This is a genomic window from Bacillus sp. LNXM12-1, assembly GCF_003004375.1.
GTDB lineage: Bacteria > Bacillota > Bacilli > Bacillales > Bacillaceae > Bacillus.
The window spans coordinates 1-19,044 of sequence record NZ_PVWX01000006.1 but is presented as its reverse complement, the minus strand read 5'-3'; the positions used below and the strand labels follow the sequence as shown (position 1 = coordinate 19,044).

The following is a 19,044-nucleotide window of genomic DNA, read 5'->3' as shown; positions in this document are numbered from 1 at the left end:
CTTGTTTAAGACAATCTCCAATTTTATGCGCGTGAAAGATATACGGAATAAGATTATATTCACTCTTTTAATGTTAATCGTCTTTCGTATAGGTGCTTTCATCCCTGTGCCTAATGTGAACGCCGAAGTTCTCCAGGCACAGGATCAAATGAGTGTTTTCGGGATCCTCAACACGTTTGGGGGCGGTGCACTTTTCCAATTCTCCATTCTTGCAATGGGGATTATGCCGTATATCACTGCTTCGATCATCATTCAGCTCTTGCAGATGGATGTTGTTCCGAAGTTCACTGAGTGGTCAAAGCAAGGAGAGGTTGGCCGCCGAAAATTAGCACAATTCACAAGGTATTTTACAATTGTTCTAGGTTTTATCCAGGCGTTAGGAATGTCATATGGATTCAACAATATGGCAGGAGGCATGCTGATTGAAAACCCAGGTGTTTCAACGTACCTCTTAATTGCGGTCGTACTCACTGCGGGAACAGCATTTTTAATGTGGCTAGGAGAGCAGATTACTGCTCACGGTGTTGGTAACGGTATTTCGATTATTATCTTTGCTGGTATCATCGCAGGTATCCCTCAAACATTAAAACAAGTGTACGCTCAACAATTTGTAGGTGGAGATGGACAGTTGTTCATGCAAATCCTGAAAATTGCCCTTATTGTTATTGCTATTCTTGTCATTGTTATTGGTGTTATTTACATTCAAATGGCAGTGAGAAAGATTGCGATTCAATATTCAAAAGGAACTGGCCGTGCACAAATGTCTGCTAGTCAAGCAACGCACCTTCCATTGAAAGTGAATCCAGCAGGGGTGATTCCAGTCATCTTTGCCGTTTCTTTCATTATTACTCCGCAGACGGTCGCATCGTTCTTCGGAACCAATAATGTGACAACTTGGATAACCAACAACTTTGACTATACTAAGCCAATCGGTATGACGATTTATGTAGCACTGATTGTTGCTTTCACATATTTTTATGCCTTTGTCCAAGTGAATCCTGAACAAATGGCTGAAAATCTGCAAAAGCAGGGTGGCTATATCCCGGGAGTTCGTCCAGGGAAAATGACTCAAGATAGAATTACGAGCATTTTGTACCGACTCACGTTTGTGGGCGCCATTTTCTTAGCCGTGATTTCAATACTTCCTATCTTTTTCATTCAATTCGCTGGATTACCTTCCGCTGCACAAATTGGCGGCACAAGTCTTCTCATTGTTGTAGGTGTTGCACTTGAAACAATGAAACAACTTGAAAGCCAATTAGTGAAACGAAACTACCGTGGATTTATGAAATAAAATAGAGGGCTGGGCTCCTGCCCAACCTCTCTAAGTAAGGAAGGGGAAATCCGAAATGAACTTAGTCTTAATGGGGCTTCCGGGTGCCGGTAAAGGCACTCAGGCAGAACGAATTGTTGATGATTATGGGATACCTCATATATCAACAGGAGATATGTTCCGCGCTGCTATGAAAGAGGAGACACAACTTGGGCTCGAAGCAAAATCCTTTATCGATAAAGGAGAGCTTGTTCCTGATGAGGTCACAATCGGTATTGTTAGAGAAAGACTTGGCAAAAATGATTGTGAACAAGGTTTTCTTCTGGACGGATTTCCGCGAACAGTCGCTCAGGCTGAAGCTTTAGAAGACATTCTAAAGGATCTTGGCAGAACGATTGATTATGTCATTAATATTAAAGTCGATAAAGATGCTTTGATGGAGCGTCTGACTGGCCGAAGAATTTGCAAAAATTGCGGAGCAACATATCATTTAGTATTCAATCCACCTGCGAAAGAAAATGTTTGCGATAAGTGTGGAGGCGAGCTTTATCAACGTGCAGATGATAATGCAGAAACCGTTTCGACTAGACTTGAAGTAAACTTAAAGCAGACTGAACCTTTACTGAACTTCTATTCAGAAAAAGGATATCTTGCAAATATTGATGGTGCAAAACACATTAACGATGTATATGCAGATATCAAGGACCTGCTTGGGGGATTAAATAAATGATTATCTGTAAAACTCCTCGCGAGCTTGAGATTATGAGAGAAGCTGGACGCATTGTCGCACTGACTCATGAAGAGCTGAAGAAACATATAAAACCAGGTATTTCGACAAAAGAATTGGATCAAATTGCCGAACGTTTTATTACAAAGCAGGGTGCAATCCCATCTTTTAAAGGGTATAATGGTTTTCGCGGGAGCATTTGCGTTTCGGTGAATGAAGAACTCGTTCACGGTATTCCTGGTAAACGGGTTTTACGTGATGGTGACATCATTAGTATCGATATTGGCGCAAAGTTAAATGGCTATCATGGTGACTCTGCTTGGACTTATCCAGTTGGGGTAATCAGTGATGAAGACCGCAAACTACTGGAAGTCACAGAGGAATCTCTATATAAAGGCTTACAGGAAGCAAAGCCAGGCGAACGTCTGTCGAACATTTCCCATGCTATACAAACGTATGTAGAAAACGAGAATTTCTCAGTTGTTAGAGAATATGTTGGACATGGGGTCGGACAGGATCTTCATGAGGACCCTCAAATTCCTCATTATGGTCCGCCCAACAAAGGCCCGCGGCTAAAACCTGGAATGGTGTTGGCCATCGAACCGATGGTGAACGCAGGCAGCCGATATGTGAAAACATTGGCTGATAACTGGACGGTTGTAACGGTTGATGGGAAAAAGTGTGCTCACTTTGAGCATACGATTGCGATTACAGATACAGGTTTTGATATACTGACTAAGATTTAGGTCTTCACTGAAGCCTTTCAGGCCCAAATCGGGCAGGTTGTCTGTATAGTCCAAAGGAAAGAACAAGATCAGTATACAGGTGTCATCGGCATGTTCGGTGGCTGCCATCTACTAATCGCAGACGGAGAAAAGCGTAAATTTCATTCTCCTAAGAAAAAATATCAATCATATAACCTTTTATGGTTGCGTATCTCCGGAAGTTCAGAACAGTATATTCAAAACAGGTCGGGTGATGGATGGACAATTGAGATGAACTCATTTGGACATTTGTCAGAGAGCAAGTTACTGATTTGAAGAAGGGAGAACACTTGAATGGCGAAAGACGATGTAATTGAAGTGGAAGGTACTGTAGCAGAAACTTTGCCAAATGCAATGTTCAAAGTTGAACTAGAGAATGGTCATACAGTTTTGGCTCATGTATCAGGAAAAATCCGTATGCACTTCATTCGCATTTTACCTGGAGACAAAGTTACGGTAGAATTATCTCCATATGACTTAACTCGTGGTAGAATTACGTACCGTTACAAATAAAGCAACTCCGGAAGAAGGAGGTTGGAAACACATGAAAGTGAGACCATCTGTTAAACCTATCTGTGAAAAATGTAAAGTTATTCGCAGAAAAGGAAAAGTAATGGTGATCTGTGAAAACCCAAAACATAAACAAAAACAAGGCTAATAACAAGGAGGTGCCCAAATCATGGCTCGTATTGCTGGTGTAGATATTCCACGTGATAAACGTGTTGTCATTTCTTTAACATATGTTTTTGGAATTGGTCGTACGACTGCGCAACAAGTCCTTAAAGAAGCAGGTGTTTCTGAAGACACTCGCGTTCGCGATCTAACTGAAGACGAACTTGGTAAAATCCGTGATATCATTGACAAACTTAAAGTAGAAGGTGACCTTCGTCGTGAAGTTTCACTTAACATTAAGCGTCTAATTGAAATCGGAAGCTACCGCGGAATCCGTCATCGTAGAGGACTTCCTGTTCGTGGACAAAACACAAAAAACAACGCGCGTACTCGTAAAGGTCCGCGTCGTACTGTAGCTAACAAGAAAAAATAAGTAAAGGAGGTAGTTAAAGAATGGCTGCTGCTCGTAAACAAAATACGCGTAAACGTCGCGTGAAAAAGAATATTGAAGCTGGAATCGCTCATATCCGTTCCACTTTCAACAACACGATTGTAACGATTACTGATGTTCATGGAAACGCAATTTCTTGGTCAAGTGCTGGTGCATTAGGATTCAGAGGTTCTCGTAAATCTACTCCTTTCGCTGCACAAATGGCTGCTGAAACTGCTGCTAAAGGTTCTATCGAACATGGTCTTAAAACACTTGAAGTAACTGTTAAAGGTCCTGGTTCTGGTCGTGAAGCTGCAATTCGTGCACTTCAAGCTGCAGGTCTTGAAGTTACTGCAATCAGAGACGTAACTCCAGTTCCTCATAACGGATGCCGTCCACCAAAACGTCGCCGCGTGTAATTTGTTTGTATAGATTTTGTGTCCCTGTCAATAATGGGTTATGATACAGTTATTTATGAGACGAATACACGACTCGTTGCCTGAGCACATACGGGACTAAACAATGAGGAATTTCGGATGGAATCTCATATGATTCTATTCGAGGTTTCGACGTTTTGAAGGAGGGTTTTATTAGATGATCGAAATTGAAAAACCAAAAATCGAAACGGTTGAAATCAGCGACGATGCCAAGTATGGCAAGTTTGTCGTAGAGCCACTTGAGCGTGGATATGGTACCACTTTAGGGAACTCCCTTCGTCGTATCCTTTTATCCTCACTTCCTGGTGCAGCTGTAACATCGATCCAGATAGATGGTGTCTTACACGAATTCTCAACGATCGAAGGCGTGGTTGAAGATGTTACAACGATTATCTTAAACATTAAAAAGCTTGCACTCAAAATCTACTCTGAAGAAGAGAAGACGCTTGAAATTGATGTACAAGATGAAGGTACTGTAACAGCTGCTGATATTACACACGACAGCGATATTGAAATCTTAAATCCAGATCTTCACATCGCAACTCTTGGCAAGAATGCGAGCTTCCGTGTTCGCTTAACTGCACAAAGAGGTCGCGGGTATAATCCTGCTGATGCAAACAAAAGAGACGATCAGCCAATCGGTGTGATTCCGATCGACTCAATCTATACACCTGTATCTCGTGTGACTTATCAAGTGGAGAACACCCGTGTCGGGCAAATCACAAACTATGATAAATTAACACTAGATGTATGGACTGATGGAAGCACAGGACCGAAAGAAGCGATCGCTCTAGGTTCTAAGATTTTAACTGAACACCTGAATATTTTCGTTGGGTTAACTGACGAAGCTCAGCATGCTGAAATCATGGTTGAGAAAGAAGAAGACCAAAAAGAAAAAGTGCTTGAAATGACAATTGAAGAGCTTGATCTTTCTGTTCGTTCTTACAACTGTTTGAAGCGTGCGGGTATTAACACTGTTCAAGAGCTTGCTAACAAGACAGAAGAGGATATGATGAAAGTTCGTAACCTTGGACGTAAATCTCTTGAAGAAGTGAAAGCGAAACTAGAAGAACTTGGACTGGGTCTTCGTAAAGACGATTGACTAGTTTCATTGTGAACTAGGATTTTCGTGTGTTTTTTATTCATACAGCATTCTCTAACTAAGGAGGGGACATCACATGGCATACAGAAAGCTAGGACGCACTAGTGCACAACGTAAAGCAATGCTTCGTGACCTAACGACTGATTTGATCATCAACGAACGCATCGAAACAACTGAAACACGTGCGAAAGAACTTCGCTCTGTAGTTGAAAAAATGATCACTCTTGGCAAACGCGGAGATCTTCATGCTCGCCGTCAAGCTGCAGCTTACATTCGTAATGAAGTAGCTAACGCTGAAACAAACCAAGATGCACTTCAAAAATTATTCGCTGACGTTGCAACTCGCTACGAAGATCGCCAAGGTGGATACACTCGTATCATGAAGCTTGGACCTCGTCGCGGCGATGGCGCACCAATGGCTGTCATTGAATTAGTTTAATCACATAGCGTGTATCTAAGAAAGGGCGGGACAGTTCATAACTGGATCTATGCCCTTTTTTAGATACTACGGCTTTTTAACAATAAGCAAAAGAAGAGGTTGAGCTGAGAGGAGGTCCGGTAGAGATGGGGAAGACATTAGTTGACGTAAAGGACATTGTATTTCGTTATCACAAGGATGCGGACAAGCCCGCTTTAGATCAAGTGTCATTGCATGTGAATCAAAATGAATGGCTCGCCATTGTTGGTCATAACGGTTCAGGTAAATCCACACTTGCCCGTGTACTGAATGGGCTCATTTTACCGGATGCTGGAACGGTCAAGGTTGGAGAGATTGAGCTGAAAGAAGAGAGTGTCTGGGATATTCGCAAAAAGGTCGGAATGGTCTTTCAAAACCCAGATAACCAATTCGTTGGCTCAACGGTTCGTGATGATGTGGCTTTTGGTTTAGAAAATAACGGGGTTGAGCGGGAATTGATGATAGAACGTGTAGATTGGGCTGTCAAACAGGTCAATATGCAGGAGTTTCTTGATCAAGAGCCGCACCATCTATCAGGCGGGCAAAAGCAGAGAGTTGCCATTGCAGGTGTTCTTGCCGCAAGCCCTGACATCATGATACTGGATGAAGCAACATCGATGCTTGATCCGATTGGCCGTGAAGAAGTGTTAGAGACTGTTAGACTATTGAAGGAACAAGGAACGGTCACAGTCATTTCCATCACACATGATTTAGACGAGGCCGCCAAGGCAGACCGGGTCATTGTCATGAATGGCGGGAAAAAATTTGCCGAGGGAACCCCAGAGGAAGTATTTGAACTAGACGAACAGCTAGTTCAAATTGGACTTGATCTGCCATTCTCCTATCGGTTGAGCAAACAATTGAAGCAGCAAGGTGTACCGCTTGCAAATGCCCATTTGACACAAGAAGGATTGGTGAAAGAGCTATGGACATTACGATCAAAGAACTAGAGCATCGTTATCAAATGAAAACGCCGTTTGAGCGTCTCGCTTTGTATGATGTCAATGCTTCCATCCAAGAGGGCAGTTATGTCGCTGTCATTGGTCATACAGGCTCTGGCAAGTCCACATTGCTGCAGCACTTAAATGGATTGCTCAAACCAACGAAGGGGAGCATTGCGCTTGGAGATACCGTCTTACAAGCCAATAAAAAGCAGAAGGATTTAAAGTCCCTCCGGAAAAAAGTAGGCATCGTGTTTCAGTTTCCTGAGCATCAGCTCTTTGAAGAAACGATCCTAAAGGATATCTGCTTTGGTCCGATGAATTTCGGTGTTCCTCAGGAAAAGGCAGAAGCAAAGGCGAAGGAAATGCTGAAGCTAGTCGGTCTTCCTGAATCCCTATTATCTCGATCTCCCTTTGAACTAAGCGGCGGTCAAATGAGACGTGTGGCGATTGCAGGTGTTCTAGCGATGGAGCCAGAAGTGCTTGTGCTGGATGAGCCGACTGCAGGGTTAGATCCACGCGGACGGAAGGAAATCATGGACATGTTCTATGAGCTTCATCAAAAGGCAAACCTTACCACGATTCTGGTTACACACAGTATGGAGGACGCCGCTCATTATGCGGATCAAATGATTGTGATGCATAAAGGAACGGTAAAGGCGACAGGTACGCCGAGAGAATTGTTTGCCAATCGTACAGACATGTCTTCGTTTGGTCTCGACCTCCCAGAAACGATTAAATTCCAGCAGACTGTAGAAGAAAAGCTGGGTATTACGTTTCCAAGGCCGCTTCTGACCATGGATGAAATGGCAGAAGCCTTAACAGCTCTTTATCAGGAGGACACGACATCATGATGGATAGTATGATTATCGGCAAATATGTGCCAGGTTCATCCTTTGTCCATCGTCTTGATCCAAGGACAAAGCTGTTATCAATTTTCTTTTTTGTCTTTATTGTCTTTTTTGCTAATAATTACATCACTTACGGGCTTTTAGGTGTCTTTACCCTCCTTGTGGTGATGGTTTCTCAGGTGCCGCTATACTTTATTCTCAAGGGAATGAAGCCGATCCTATGGATTGTCCTGTTTACCTTCATTCTGCATATATTCATGACAAAGGATGGCGCCTTGCTATTTCACTTTGGTTTTTTAAATATTTATGAAGAAGGTCTAAAGCAGGGGATTTTCATTTCACTCCGTTTTGTCTATCTCATCATGATGACGACACTTCTGACGTTAACCACAACGCCTATAGAAGTGACAGACGGTATGGAAAAGCTGCTTCATCCATTCCGTAAAATCAAACTGCCTGTTCACGAGCTTGCTCTCATGATGTCCATCTCTCTTCGGTTTATTCCAACTTTACTAGAAGAGACGGACAAAATCATGAAGGCACAAATGGCAAGAGGTGTTGATTTTACAAGCGGACCTCTAAAGGACCGCATGAAAGCAATTGTTCCTTTGCTTGTTCCGCTTTTCGTCAGTGCGTTTAAGCGTGCAGAGGAACTGGCGACCGCTATGGAAGCGAGAGGCTACCGCGGGGGAGAAGGGCGGACGAAATACCGTCAGCTTGTCTGGGGCATGAAAGACACGTTCACGCTGCTCCTATTCATCCTGTTAACAGCACTCCTTGTGCTTCTGAGAAATTAGGTGATTCCTAGATGAAGGTCAAATGTACCGTCTCCTACGATGGGACACATTTTAAAGGCTATCAGGTGCAGCCTGGGCAGCGGACTGTTCAGACGGAGATCGAGTCGGCTCTTGCAAGAATGCATAAACAGGATGAACTGATTCCGATTGTGGCTTCTGGCCGGACGGACAGCGGCGTCCATGCGAAGGGGCAGATCATCCATTTCGACACGCCGCTCTCGATTCCGATGGAAAGATGGCCTTTTGCCCTCAATAGTCTCCTGCCGGATGACATCAGGGTTCTAAAGGCTGAGGAAGTGGATGAGTCGTTTCATGCACGTTTTAGTGTCGTTTCGAAGGAGTACCGTTATAAGGTCTCAACGGAAACGCACCAAAATGTGTTCACGAGACAGTATGCCTGCCACTTTCCTTACCGGCTGGATGCAGACAAAATGAGAGAAGCTGCTGGACACCTCATTGGCACACACGACTTCACAAGCTTTTGTGCGGCCAATACAGAGGTTCAGGACAAGGTAAGGGAGATTTACACCCTCGAGTGGAAAAACGTCTCAGACGGGCTTGAAATGCGTGTGAGAGGAAATGGCTTTTTATACAACATGGTGCGAATTATCGCTGGAACGTTACTTGAAATCGGATCTGGTAAATTTCACCCTGATGAGATAAAAGCCATGCTTGCCGCCCGAAATCGCGAAGCGGCAGGCAAGACTGCGCCCAGTCACGGACTGTATTTATGGGAAGTTTTCTATGACAACTAAACCAGGTGTAACATGTTCTTGACACAGGAAGCAGAAAGTTATAAGATATCATATGGTATGTATTTCAACCCCACAAATAAGCCCCGGAAGACTTATCTTGTGTTTTGAAATAGAACGTAGCATTTGATTCAAGGAAAAATCATTGATTTATTTAGGAGGGAAACTCATGCGTACAACACCAATGGCGAACGCAAGCACAATTGAGCGCAAATGGCTAGTTGTTGATGCGGCAGGCAAGACTCTAGGTCGTCTTTCTACTGAAGTAGCATCACTTTTGCGCGGTAAGCACAAACCAACTTATACACCACACGTTGATACAGGTGATCACGTCATCATCATCAATGCTGAGAAAATCGAATTAACAGGTAAGAAATTGACGGACAAAATTTACTACCGTCACACAATGCACCCAGGTGGTTTGAAACAAAGAACTGCTCTTGAGATGCGTACAAACTACCCTGAAAAAATGTTGGAGCTTGCTATCAAAGGTATGCTTCCAAAGGGTCCATTAGGCCGTCAAATGTTCAAAAAATTAAATGTGTACCGTGGTTCTGAGCATCCACATCAAGCACAACAACCTGAAGTTTACGAACTTCGCGGTTAATTATAAGGGAGGTTAACAATTTGGCACAGGTTCAATATTACGGTACAGGTCGTCGTAAAAGTTCTGTAGCGCGCGTTCGCTTAGTTCCAGGTGAAGGCCGTATCGTCGTTAATAATCGTGAAATTACTGAATACATTCCATTCGCTGCTTTAATCGAAGACGTGAAACAGCCTTTGAACATCACAGAAACAGCTAACAGCTACGATGTTCTTGTAACGGTTCACGGTGGTGGATTCTCTGGTCAAGCTGGAGCAATTCGTCACGGTATCTCTCGTGCTCTTCTAGAAGTAGATCCTGAGTACCGTACATCACTTAAACGTGCTGGACTTCTTACTCGTGACCCTCGTATGAAAGAGCGTAAGAAATACGGTCTTAAAGGCGCACGTAGAGCTCCTCAGTTCTCAAAACGTTAATCAATTTTATATTGTATGGACGTTTTACAAAGGTTTGTTACAGACAAACCATATATGAAAAGCATCAGCATCCTGCTGGTGCTTTTTTTGTGTTTTTTATTTAATAAATAATGACTGGTCACTTCCTTTTGGATACGTATAAAATATGAGTATAGAAAGTTTTCTGTTTAAAAGAAGATTATTTATGGAGGTTGTCCTATGAATCTAACGACAGAAAGGTGTCTCATTCGACCATTTACTGATGATGATTGGCAGGATGTTTATGCATATACATCTGATCCGGCAGTGATGAAGTATATTCCGGAAGATGTATTTTCTAAAGAAGATGCGAAGGAATTTATCAAAAATAATCGTCATGAAAATGCTAAGTATGTCGCTGTCCTATTAAAAGAAGATCATACATGCATTGGGCATATCGCGTTTCATCCGTACTTTGGTGAGCACACATATGAAATTGGGTGGGTCTTCAATCCTGCATATCAAAACAAAGGCTATGCATCAGAAGCGGCTTATGCTGTACTACATTATGGCTTTCACACAATGAATTTACATCGAATCATTGCCACTTGTCAGCCTGGAAATGTGCCATCGTGGAGAGTGATGGAGAAAATGGGGATGAGAAGAGAAGGGTATTTTAAAAAGTGTATACCACAAGGAAATGAGTGGTGGGATGAATTTTACTATGCCATTTTACGAGAGGAATGGAAAACTTGATAAGTTTTCATGATATGAAGTGATTCGTCATTTCAAATATCTCTTGGCTTTCGCTATTGATATAATCAGATCAAATAAGCAGAAGAGGGGCGCGCGCATGAGGATCTTTGATGCACATTTTCATATCATTGATTTTGATTTTCCCATTCAAGAAAACCAAGGATATACACCGCCTAGTTATGTGGTGAATGATTATAGGAGAGAGACGGCTGATTTTGGGATTTTAGGTGGAGCAATCGTCTCAGGGTCATTTCAAGGCTTTGATCAAGGCTATTTGTTGAAAGCGCTAGATGAACTGGGCTCAGCTTTTTGCGGTGTGACTCAATTACCTTTTACAGCAACTGATGATGAAATTGTTCATTTGGGTCAACATGGGGTAAAGGCATTACGTTTTAATGTGAAGCGGGGCGGTTCGGAGGATATTTCGAAGCTCGATTATTTTGCGAGAAGGGTGTATGAGCTGGCGGGATGGCATAGTGAGCTCTACATAGACGCTAAGCATCTCCCTGACATCTCATCTACGCTTGAACAGCTGCCGGCCGTTTCGATTGATCATTTAGGCTTATCGGAAGAAGGCTTGCCGCATTTGCTCAAGCTGGTTGATAAAGGAGTTCGGGTAAAAGCAACTGGTTTTGGACGAGTCGATTTAAACGTTGAACATGCATTGACATCAATTTATCAAACGAATCCTGATGCACTGATGTTTGGTACAGACCTTCCATCGACAAGGGCAAAGCGCCCATTTGAATACGGTGATGTTGAGTTGATTCAACAGCTATTTGAGGAAAAAGCAGCTGACCACATCTTATATAAGAACGCGCATCAATGGTATTTTGGTCAATAAGTTCCACTTCATTTCATAGGAGGTGTGTTCAATGGGGTTCAGTCAACTGACGTTCAGAGAAGCCAAGCTGGATGATCTCGATAAAATCGTCTTCATGCTCGCGGATGATATGTTAGGTCAAAAAAGAGAGCGTTACACGCAACCATTGTTAGAAAGCTATATCGAAGCCTTTCATTCAATAGATGCTGATCCAAATATTGAACTCATTGTTGCGTGTGATCAGGAAGAAGCTGTAGGTGTTCTCCAATTAACCATGACGCCATTTCTTACACATCAAGGAGGATGGAGAGCTTCAATAGAAGGAGTTCGTACGGCCTCGACTCATAGAGGAAAAGGAATTGGCACGATGTTGATAAAAAAGGCTATTCAACATGCAAGCGACCGCGGCTGTCATATGATTCAGCTAACAACAGACAAACAGAGACCAGATGCACGCCGTTTTTACGAAAAGTTGGGCTTTGAAGCTACGCATGATGGGATGAAGCTGCAACTGCCTCATGAATAAAATCATCAAACGGAGGGGGATTCACAAACCCCTTCTTTTTTGTGTCTTTATTTCAAATATTTGTTATATTGAAGATGAGAATCTATATTGGTTGGGAAAGGAGATACATTTGAATAAAACAAAAGAAGATCTTTTGACATTTGTCATGAAAAACAAAAAGGACATATCAGCGACAATGATTGAAAATGAAGATGTGGTATTAGATTGGAAAGGTGATCAAAAAACACCACTTGCAAGTACGGTGAAATTAATGGTTTTGTTTCATTTTGTTAAAACCGTCTCTAGCGGTGACACCAAGCTAGATGAAAAAGTGGCATTGTCTGATATAGAGCGGTTTTATATTGATAGAACAGACGGTGGTGCTCATACATACTGGCTGGAGGTCAACGATTTTTCTGAGCATGCAACTTTATTAGATGTTGCCAAAGGGATGATGCAATTCAGTTCGAATGCTTGTACTGATTATTTGATAGACTTGCTCGACTTAGATAAGATCAATGATCAGATGAAACAAGAAGGTCTTACAGAACATGATGAAGTCATGCCACTGACACCCAAGCTGTTGTGGCCAGCCTATATATCTGATCATGAGCGGGATGCATTCAAGCAAATGAGCGATGTGACTGATGAACAATACAAATCTCTGATGATTGAGATTTTCAATATCATGAAAAATGACCCAGAGCATAAAAAGGCGTTAGAAGAAAAATTGATGAAAAAAGACTTGTTAAGCTTGCGGATTCAATCATTACTGACGCAAAAAATGACAAAGTCTACAACTAATCAATATGCACATTTTATGAAACGTCTACAGGATGAGCTGTTAACAACAGAAGAAAAGCGTCTTTTTAGCCAAATTGTGCTGGGAGAAACATTCAAGACGGAAACAGATCAATACCTTTGGTATAAAGGCGGAGCAACATTGTTTGTTTTCACAGGTTCTTTATATCGAAAAACACATACATCATCTATATCCCTCTCTCTATTTATCAATGATCCGAAAGCGGACAATTCTCACTGGATTGAGGAAGTATTCAATGAATTTATACTCACTGCAGCAGTGGATCAAAACTTTCGACAACAATTAATTCAAGCTTTTACTAAATAATCATCAAAAAAACAGAGGGAGACACCCCTCTGTTTTATTATTTCTGCATGGGAAACACTCTATATACATCTTGCCGTTTCTCTTTTGACTTCACAACTCCATCAACCAGTTCCTTCTGCCAAAGCGCTACATTGTCTTGGTACTCTTTAAATGAGTGAGGGAGCTTTTTTTCTAGTTGCTGTCTATTAAACGTGACAGCTGGTTCATTGTTTGAGCTCATCTTGAGGGTTACCTGCTCAACATTATCGACGAGGATAAAAAATGCGAATGCGTTGTATAAATACGTTTTCTCAATCGTGTCCTTTTGATCAAACCAGTATGCGTCAAATTGTTCTTCTGTGTCATCGGCATTTTCTTTTACTCCGTATGTCACTTTCAGCTCTTTTTCATCTACGATTTCATACTCACGAATCACGTTACCTGGAAGACCTGATAAAATAGCGCCGACTGCTCCGTTGTCTCCAATATAAGAATTTTTGTGTTTGGAGAGCTGTTTTAATGATATGTCTTCTATTCCTTTTATGTCGCTCTTCTGCTCGGTCGCTTGACTGCCGCATCCAGATAAGACGACTGTTAGTAGCAACAGGATATACATCCACTTCTTCATGAATTTTGCCCCTTTTCTATTCTTTCTATATATAAATGTTCATTTTATCACAATTTTCCAATCCGTTAGCTCATTGATTTCCATTTACTGAACTGCATGTTTTGTTCAAACCAACGAACAATACAAAGAAAAAAGGAGTTCAGTCCATGGCAGAGGTTCTTTCATTTTATCAATTGAAAACAAAACGAGATGTCACGCTTGAAAAGAAGCTGTTGCGTACATTGTCTCTTCAACAGGTCACGGTTGCTTCCGAGAAATTCACGAAGAAGCTGTTCCCATTTGCAGATGATCCAGCTGGGATTATGAGTGATGGCTGTATCGATTTCGCCATTGAAGCTTTTTTAGCTGGCGGGAGATACGGTGAGTCGAGTAAATACGGCGAATCGTTCGACCATATCAAGAAGCGGTCCTCCCAGGAGGAAGATGAGCTGGTTGAGGAGCTAGCAGGATGTTTGCAATCGTGGGGGAATATGTTCCGAATGGAGAGGAAGATGTCGTGTCTGTATCCATTTGCGAAGGATTTTTTAAGCATGTGGTGGCAGGAAGGCTTTCGAGAATCAGAAAAAAGGCATAAGCTTCGGCTGCACTAAGCATATTTCCAGCCCTTGTCCCATATCTATAAAATAATGGTGTATGGGAGGGACAGGGATGAAAAGAAAGCTGAAATGGACAGGGTTTTTAATCGGGTTTATTGTCCTCTTATTCTTATTCAGGTTTCAGTTTCTAAATGATGATTCGTGGAAATCGTGGAACTTGCCTTTGAGCGGCAAGATCATCTATTTAGATCCGGGTCATGGCGGTCCAGATGGCGGGGCTGTAGGAGGAGAGCTGCTTGAAAAAGAGATTGCACTGGATGTATCCATGAAGATACGTGACTATTTACAGGAGCAGGGTGCCCTTGTTCTTATGACCCGCGAGGATGATTCTGATTTATCATCAAAGAATACAAAGGGATATGCCCGAAAGAAAGCGGAGGATCTAAGAAACCGTGTAAAAGCCATCAATGAGTCTGAAGCCGATCTCTATTTAAGTATTCATTTAAATGCGATCCCATCGAACAAATGGAGCGGCGCACAGACGTTTTTTTACGGGAAATATGAAGAGAATGAAAAGGCAGCGAAGTTCATACAAGATGAATTACGCAATAATCTTGAAAACACAGATCGAAAGGCGAAGCGGATCAATGGCATTTATTTAATGCAAAACGTGACGAAGCCAGGAGCTCTTGTGGAAATTGGATTTCTCTCCAATCCGAAAGAGGCCAGTCAGCTGGCAACACCTAAATATCAAGATCAAATTGCTGCCTCCATTTATAAAGGCATTTTAAGATATTTGACAGAGCAAAAAGAGCCGCCTGAATAAGGGGCTTTTTCCTTTTGTACGCAGGCAAACAGGACAGACATTGTAAGGATATGTATGATATACTTGGATTGTAAACGAATTCAATAAAGGGTGAGGTTCTGCTATGATCGGACAAGATGATGTGAGAAAACTAGTTGGGAAGATGGACGAACCTTTCCTTCATATACCGCTTGGTGAGCTGGATGCCATCAAGGAAATCAGCCTAAAGCCTGAGAAAGAACATGTGAGCTTAAAGGTGGCTATTGCCAAAACGGGCACTGCTGAGCAGATGAAGCTTCAGCAAGACATCGTACAAGCCTTGAAAGCAGAGGGTGCTAACACAGTAGGACTTCGTTTTGAAGAGCTCCCTCAGGAAACACTTGAAAGGTTTATGCCTTCGCAAGATGAGGAAGAAAACCTGCTCAACTCTAAAAATCCGCCTGAGTTCCTTGCGATTGCGAGTGGAAAGGGCGGCGTTGGGAAATCCACCGTGTCTGTTAACCTTGCTGTAGCACTGGCTCGTCTAGGAAAAAAAGTCGGACTGATTGATGCAGATATTTATGGCTTTAGTGTACCGGATATGATGGGCATCACCGTCAGACCAACGGTTAAAGGGGAAAAAATTATTCCTGTGGAACGCTTTGGTGTCAAAGTGATTTCAATGGGCTTTTTTGTTGAAGAAAATGCACCGGTCATTTGGAGAGGACCGATGCTTGGTAAAATGCTAAATAACTTCTTCCACGAAGTCGAGTGGGGAGAATTAGATTACTTACTATTAGACCTTCCGCCTGGTACGGGGGATGTGGCGCTTGATATTCATACAATGCTTCCAAGCTGTAAAGAAATCATTGTCACAACACCGCATCCTACAGCTGCCTTCGTTGCTGCTAGAGCAGGCGCAATGGCACTGCAAACAGATCACGAAGTGCTAGGGGTCGTTGAGAATATGAGCTATTATGAAAGCAAAAAAACAGGTGAGAAAGAATATGTCTTTGGAAAAGGGGGCGGGGACAAGCTGGCGGAAGAGCTGCGAGTATCGGTCCTTGGTCAAATTCCTTTAAGGCAGCCTGATTGGAATGAAGATGATTTTGCTCCATCCGTCTATGATGCGAGTCATCCGACGGGAGAAGTGTATCAACACATTGCGAATAAAGTTATTGAACAATTAGCAGTAAAAGCATAATGAAAGCCCGAGTGGATGTATGTCCACTCGGGTGATGTTTAACTGCCGCTTTCTTCGCTGCCTTTTGATCCGGAATCACTGCTTTCAGATGCTGCTTTTTTAAGCTCATCTTCGAATTTCTTCTTATAAATGGGACTGCTTAATGTTTCAGTGATAACTTTTTCTAAGTGCTTTCTGAACTCTTTGCTTTTCACCAGTTCACCGTATTTCTTTTCCATTTCAGGATCCTTGAGAATATCCATCATCAATTGCTGATAGTCAGGGTCCTTCATTAACTGTTTTAACATCTTTTCATGCTGTTGCTGCATGGATTTAGCGAAAGTCTCGGCAAATTTAGAATCCTCAAAGACCTTCTTCCAGAACTCTTTGCCTTTATCAGAAGTCAGTGTTTTCTCTATCGTTTTTTTCACAGTTTGTTCATCCATTACCAAAGCTTCATTCATTGCCTCGTCATTTAATAACTGTTGAATGGCCTTTTTACCGTCATCTGTCTTCAATATATCGACGACCATTTTCTTTGTTTCGTCATAGTCCATATTAGATGAGGATTGGGTTTTGGGAGCACAAGCTGTTAGAGATAAAAGGAGAAAACAGCTCATTATACGCAAGATGCCTTTTGACATACTGTGGCTCCTTTCGTTACATGTCTTACTTTTAATATGAATGTTTCACGTAAATTTATACATAACAAAAATAGGGGTTGGATCAATTCAATGAAAAGTCGGGATTTAGTTCGTTTTTTCTTCTCTGTGCTAGCTGTTGGAGCGGTCATTACAAGCGTGGTTGGCTTTGCGCTGGAGTGGGGGAAATATCAGAAGCTTTTTATATCGTTTGAAATACTAGAAATCGCATCTGTGTTGTTTTGGTTCATTGGTGTGGGGATGATTTTTAGTGTCATTAGTCAGATGGGGTTTGTTGTCTTTTTAACGGTGCATCGGTTTGCGTTAGAGATATTCCGATCACATTCTCTATGGAATACCATTCAGCTGTTTCTGGTGATCTTTGTGCTGTTTGATTTAGCTTACTTGCGATTTTTGTTTTTTGGAGAGAATGAATCATTTCTTCCATACCTATGGCTGCCTGTCTTTATCGGTGTGTTCGCATTGATCGTGGCTTACTTTAAACAGCAGCAGTCCTCTAAGAAAACTTTTGTTTCCGCAATGTTTCTCATGGTTGTCATCACGTCGCTAGAATGGTTCCCGGCGCTCAGAGTCAACGAAGAGGACTGGCTGTATTTAATGCTATTTCCGCTATTAGGCTGTAATGCGTTTCAGTTGTTAGCTATGCCGCGGTTTTCAAAGGCGAAAGCTACTTAACTTCCGATGACCTTGTTTTGGTATTAGAGATCAGTTCGCCAACCGTCACATTTTTTAAATTCTTTTCTTTGATTTGTTTCAAAATAGCTGGTAAGGCTTGAGCGGTTTGGGTTGCTGAATCTGAGGCATGTAGGAGAACAATATCTCCGCTTTTCATTCGATCATTTACATTCTGAACAATCTGATCGACGCCCGGATTCAGCCAATCTTGTGAGTTGACGCTGTAATGGACAACGGTATAACCGTACTGTGTGGCAATTTTCAATGCTTTTTCGTTAAATTGCCCAGTTGGCGGTCTTAATAGTTGAATGTCATCTAGTCCAAGCTTTTGAAATGAATTTTGTGCCCGGACAAGATCTTGCTTGATTTCACTATCTTCAAGCTGGCTATAATTTTTATAAGCATAGCCAAGGCTGCCGATTTGGTGACCGTCCTCTCTAATTTGTTTGACGATATCAGGATGACGCTCAGCCCAAGAAGCAGACAGAAAGAAAGTAGCGTTCTTTATATCGTACTCTCGAAGGACATTTAAAATAGGAACAGCCTTCTCATCTCCCCAGCCGATATTAAAAGTAAGGGAGACATGTTTTGAGGAAGTCTCGCCTTTATAAATGGCTCGGGGTCCGTGTTCTGTTTTAAATACCGACAGCGGCGGTGCCTTTTGTACATAAAAAAAGGTTGCAGCTGCAAGGGCTGCTACAAGAATAATGACGGCTTGCTTCAGCCGTTTAATAGGAAACACATATAATCGACTCAATTCAAACACTCCTGCCTTGTCCGAGATTGTTACTTGATTGTATGCAGGACAAGGATTTGAGATGCACAATAAAACTATTTCAAAAAAAGTTTTGAAAAGGCGTTGACCGATAGAATATTTTCGTGATATATTATTAATCGTCGCTGACACACAGTGACAAACACAAAACGCTTCGGGAAATAAACTTAAAAAAAGTTGTTGACATAAGATGAAGCGAAATGTTATATTATTAAAGCCGCTAAGAACGGCGAAGATGATCTTTGAAAACTAAACAAGACAAAACGTACCTGTTAATTCGAGTTTTTATAAAAAAATCCTATGAAACATCATAGGTAGTCAGTCAAACTGGCGAAAAACAAAACTTCGGTTTTGTACTTTTTCGGAGAGTTTGATCCTGGCTCAGGACGAACGCTGGCGGCGTGCCTAATACATGCAAGTCGAGCGGACAGAAGGGAGCTTGCTCCCGGATGTTAGCGGCGGACGGGTGAGTAACACGTGGGTAACCT

26 protein-coding genes, 1 rRNA gene and 1 pseudogene are annotated in these 19,044 nt (G+C 42.1%); 25 read left to right on the top strand and 3 right to left on the bottom strand.

Going from position 1 to position 19,044, the window contains the following annotated elements; all coding sequences use genetic code 11:
• Position 1: 1 nt before the first annotated feature.
• From secY to C6Y07_RS17945, 20 genes and pseudogenes are all read left to right on the top strand, one after another.
• The gene (gene secY, locus C6Y07_RS18040) at positions 2–1,294 is read left to right on the top strand and encodes a preprotein translocase subunit SecY (RefSeq protein ID WP_012008710.1); all 1,293 of its coding nucleotides are present in this window, start codon (positions 2–4) and stop codon (positions 1,292–1,294) included.
• Between the two features lie 55 nt (positions 1,295–1,349).
• The gene (locus tag C6Y07_RS18035; RefSeq protein ID WP_012008711.1) at positions 1,350–2,003 is read left to right on the top strand and encodes an adenylate kinase; all 654 of its coding nucleotides are present in this window, start codon (positions 1,350–1,352) and stop codon (positions 2,001–2,003) included.
• Complete coding sequence (gene map, locus C6Y07_RS18030; RefSeq protein WP_003217210.1) at positions 2,000–2,746, top strand: type I methionyl aminopeptidase; 747 nt, start codon at positions 2,000–2,002, stop codon at positions 2,744–2,746. Before C6Y07_RS18035 ends, map begins: the two co-directional genes overlap by 4 nt.
• Before the next feature lie 27 nt (positions 2,747–2,773).
• A pseudogene (locus C6Y07_RS19165) lies at positions 2,774–3,081 on the top strand (KOW domain-containing RNA-binding protein).
• Positions 3,059–3,277, top strand: coding sequence for a translation initiation factor IF-1 (gene infA / locus C6Y07_RS18020; RefSeq protein ID WP_003217190.1), 219 nt, complete (start codon positions 3,059–3,061; stop codon positions 3,275–3,277). The pseudogene C6Y07_RS19165 and the gene infA overlap by 23 nt, the downstream one beginning before the upstream one ends.
• Positions 3,278–3,308: 31 nt before the next feature.
• Positions 3,309–3,422, top strand: a complete 114-nt coding sequence (gene rpmJ / locus C6Y07_RS18015; RefSeq protein WP_003156543.1) for a 50S ribosomal protein L36 — start codon at positions 3,309–3,311, stop codon at positions 3,420–3,422.
• Between the two features lie 21 nt (positions 3,423–3,443).
• Positions 3,444–3,809, top strand: coding sequence for a 30S ribosomal protein S13 (gene rpsM, locus C6Y07_RS18010; protein WP_003217023.1), 366 nt, complete (start codon positions 3,444–3,446; stop codon positions 3,807–3,809).
• Between the two features lie 20 nt (positions 3,810–3,829).
• Positions 3,830–4,225: a 30S ribosomal protein S11 gene (gene rpsK / locus C6Y07_RS18005; protein WP_003217231.1), complete on the top strand. Its 396-nt coding sequence runs from the start codon at positions 3,830–3,832 to the stop codon at positions 4,223–4,225.
• A gap of 175 nt (positions 4,226–4,400) precedes the next feature.
• Positions 4,401–5,345, top strand: a complete 945-nt coding sequence (locus tag C6Y07_RS18000) for a DNA-directed RNA polymerase subunit alpha (RefSeq protein WP_003217009.1) — start codon at positions 4,401–4,403, stop codon at positions 5,343–5,345.
• A gap of 76 nt (positions 5,346–5,421) precedes the next feature.
• Positions 5,422–5,784, top strand: a complete 363-nt coding sequence (rplQ, locus tag C6Y07_RS17995; RefSeq protein WP_003216944.1) for a 50S ribosomal protein L17 — start codon at positions 5,422–5,424, stop codon at positions 5,782–5,784.
• A gap of 125 nt (positions 5,785–5,909) precedes the next feature.
• A complete protein-coding gene (locus C6Y07_RS17990; RefSeq protein WP_106061950.1) occupies positions 5,910–6,752 on the top strand; it encodes an energy-coupling factor ABC transporter ATP-binding protein in 843 nt (280 codons plus the stop codon).
• Positions 6,728–7,597, top strand: coding sequence for an energy-coupling factor ABC transporter ATP-binding protein (locus tag C6Y07_RS17985; RefSeq protein WP_044139648.1), 870 nt, complete (start codon positions 6,728–6,730; stop codon positions 7,595–7,597). The genes C6Y07_RS17990 and C6Y07_RS17985 overlap by 25 nt, the downstream gene beginning before the upstream one ends.
• Positions 7,594–8,391 carry an energy-coupling factor transporter transmembrane component T family protein gene (locus C6Y07_RS17980; protein ID WP_044139647.1) on the top strand — a complete coding sequence of 266 codons (798 nt, stop codon included), beginning with the start codon at positions 7,594–7,596 and terminating at the stop codon, positions 8,389–8,391. Before C6Y07_RS17985 ends, C6Y07_RS17980 begins: the two co-directional genes overlap by 4 nt.
• A gap of 11 nt (positions 8,392–8,402) precedes the next feature.
• Positions 8,403–9,146: a tRNA pseudouridine(38-40) synthase TruA gene (truA, locus tag C6Y07_RS17975; RefSeq protein WP_106071953.1), complete on the top strand. Its 744-nt coding sequence runs from the start codon at positions 8,403–8,405 to the stop codon at positions 9,144–9,146.
• A gap of 166 nt (positions 9,147–9,312) precedes the next feature.
• Positions 9,313–9,750 (top strand): 50S ribosomal protein L13, encoded by a 438-nt coding sequence (gene rplM, locus C6Y07_RS17970; protein WP_003217042.1) that lies wholly within the window; start codon positions 9,313–9,315, stop codon positions 9,748–9,750.
• A gap of 20 nt (positions 9,751–9,770) precedes the next feature.
• Positions 9,771–10,163, top strand: a complete 393-nt coding sequence (rpsI, locus tag C6Y07_RS17965; protein ID WP_003217273.1) for a 30S ribosomal protein S9 — start codon at positions 9,771–9,773, stop codon at positions 10,161–10,163.
• A 198-nt stretch (positions 10,164–10,361) separates the two neighbouring features.
• Positions 10,362–10,877, top strand: a complete 516-nt coding sequence (locus C6Y07_RS17960) for a GNAT family N-acetyltransferase (protein WP_066031436.1) — start codon at positions 10,362–10,364, stop codon at positions 10,875–10,877.
• A gap of 97 nt (positions 10,878–10,974) precedes the next feature.
• Positions 10,975–11,721, top strand: coding sequence for an amidohydrolase family protein (locus C6Y07_RS17955; RefSeq protein WP_106039699.1), 747 nt, complete (start codon positions 10,975–10,977; stop codon positions 11,719–11,721).
• Positions 11,722–11,752: 31 nt separating this feature from the next.
• Positions 11,753–12,226 (top strand): GNAT family N-acetyltransferase, encoded by a 474-nt coding sequence (locus C6Y07_RS17950; protein ID WP_106157162.1) that lies wholly within the window; start codon positions 11,753–11,755, stop codon positions 12,224–12,226.
• 109 nt (positions 12,227–12,335) lie between these two features.
• On the top strand, positions 12,336–13,334 hold the full coding sequence (locus tag C6Y07_RS17945) for a serine hydrolase (protein WP_106157161.1): 999 nt from the start codon (positions 12,336–12,338) through the stop codon (positions 13,332–13,334).
• Positions 13,335–13,371: 37 nt separating this feature from the next.
• On the opposite strand, the gene C6Y07_RS17940 is transcribed toward C6Y07_RS17945, so the two are convergent.
• The gene (locus C6Y07_RS17940) at positions 13,372–13,941 is read right to left on the bottom strand and encodes a DUF4825 domain-containing protein (RefSeq protein WP_066031433.1); all 570 of its coding nucleotides are present in this window, start codon (positions 13,939–13,941) and stop codon (positions 13,372–13,374) included.
• Between the two features lie 146 nt (positions 13,942–14,087).
• Between C6Y07_RS17940 and C6Y07_RS17935 the strand changes: the two genes are divergently transcribed.
• The 3 genes from C6Y07_RS17935 to C6Y07_RS17925 all read left to right on the top strand — a co-directional run bounded on the left by C6Y07_RS17935 (position 14,088) and on the right by C6Y07_RS17925 (position 16,465).
• The gene (locus tag C6Y07_RS17935) at positions 14,088–14,531 is read left to right on the top strand and encodes a YbaK family protein (protein WP_066031432.1); all 444 of its coding nucleotides are present in this window, start codon (positions 14,088–14,090) and stop codon (positions 14,529–14,531) included.
• A gap of 58 nt (positions 14,532–14,589) precedes the next feature.
• Positions 14,590–15,303 carry an N-acetylmuramoyl-L-alanine amidase CwlD gene (gene cwlD, locus C6Y07_RS17930; protein ID WP_066031431.1) on the top strand — a complete coding sequence of 238 codons (714 nt, stop codon included), beginning with the start codon at positions 14,590–14,592 and terminating at the stop codon, positions 15,301–15,303.
• A gap of 103 nt (positions 15,304–15,406) precedes the next feature.
• Entirely contained in the window at positions 15,407–16,465 is a 1,059-nt protein-coding gene (locus C6Y07_RS17925) for an Mrp/NBP35 family ATP-binding protein (RefSeq protein ID WP_058015818.1), read from the top strand.
• Between the two features lie 38 nt (positions 16,466–16,503).
• On the opposite strand, the gene gerD is transcribed toward C6Y07_RS17925, so the two are convergent.
• Positions 16,504–17,088: a spore germination lipoprotein GerD gene (gene gerD / locus C6Y07_RS17920; protein ID WP_106157159.1), complete on the bottom strand. Its 585-nt coding sequence runs from the start codon at positions 17,086–17,088 to the stop codon at positions 16,504–16,506.
• A 90-nt stretch (positions 17,089–17,178) separates the two neighbouring features.
• Here gerD and kbaA point away from each other — a divergent pair, with 90 nt between their 5' ends.
• Positions 17,179–17,781: a KinB-signaling pathway activation protein gene (kbaA, locus tag C6Y07_RS17915; protein WP_003217204.1), complete on the top strand. Its 603-nt coding sequence runs from the start codon at positions 17,179–17,181 to the stop codon at positions 17,779–17,781.
• Here kbaA and pdaB read toward each other — a convergent pair.
• On the bottom strand, positions 17,774–18,538 hold the full coding sequence (gene pdaB, locus C6Y07_RS17910) for a polysaccharide deacetylase family sporulation protein PdaB (protein ID WP_106031893.1): 765 nt from the start codon (positions 18,536–18,538) through the stop codon (positions 17,774–17,776). The two genes, kbaA and pdaB, sit on opposite strands and share 8 nt — an antisense overlap.
• Positions 18,539–18,914: 376 nt before the next feature.
• Here pdaB and C6Y07_RS17905 point away from each other — a divergent pair.
• Positions 18,915–19,044: ribosomal RNA gene (locus C6Y07_RS17905) — 16S ribosomal RNA — on the top strand; the annotation flags it as partial.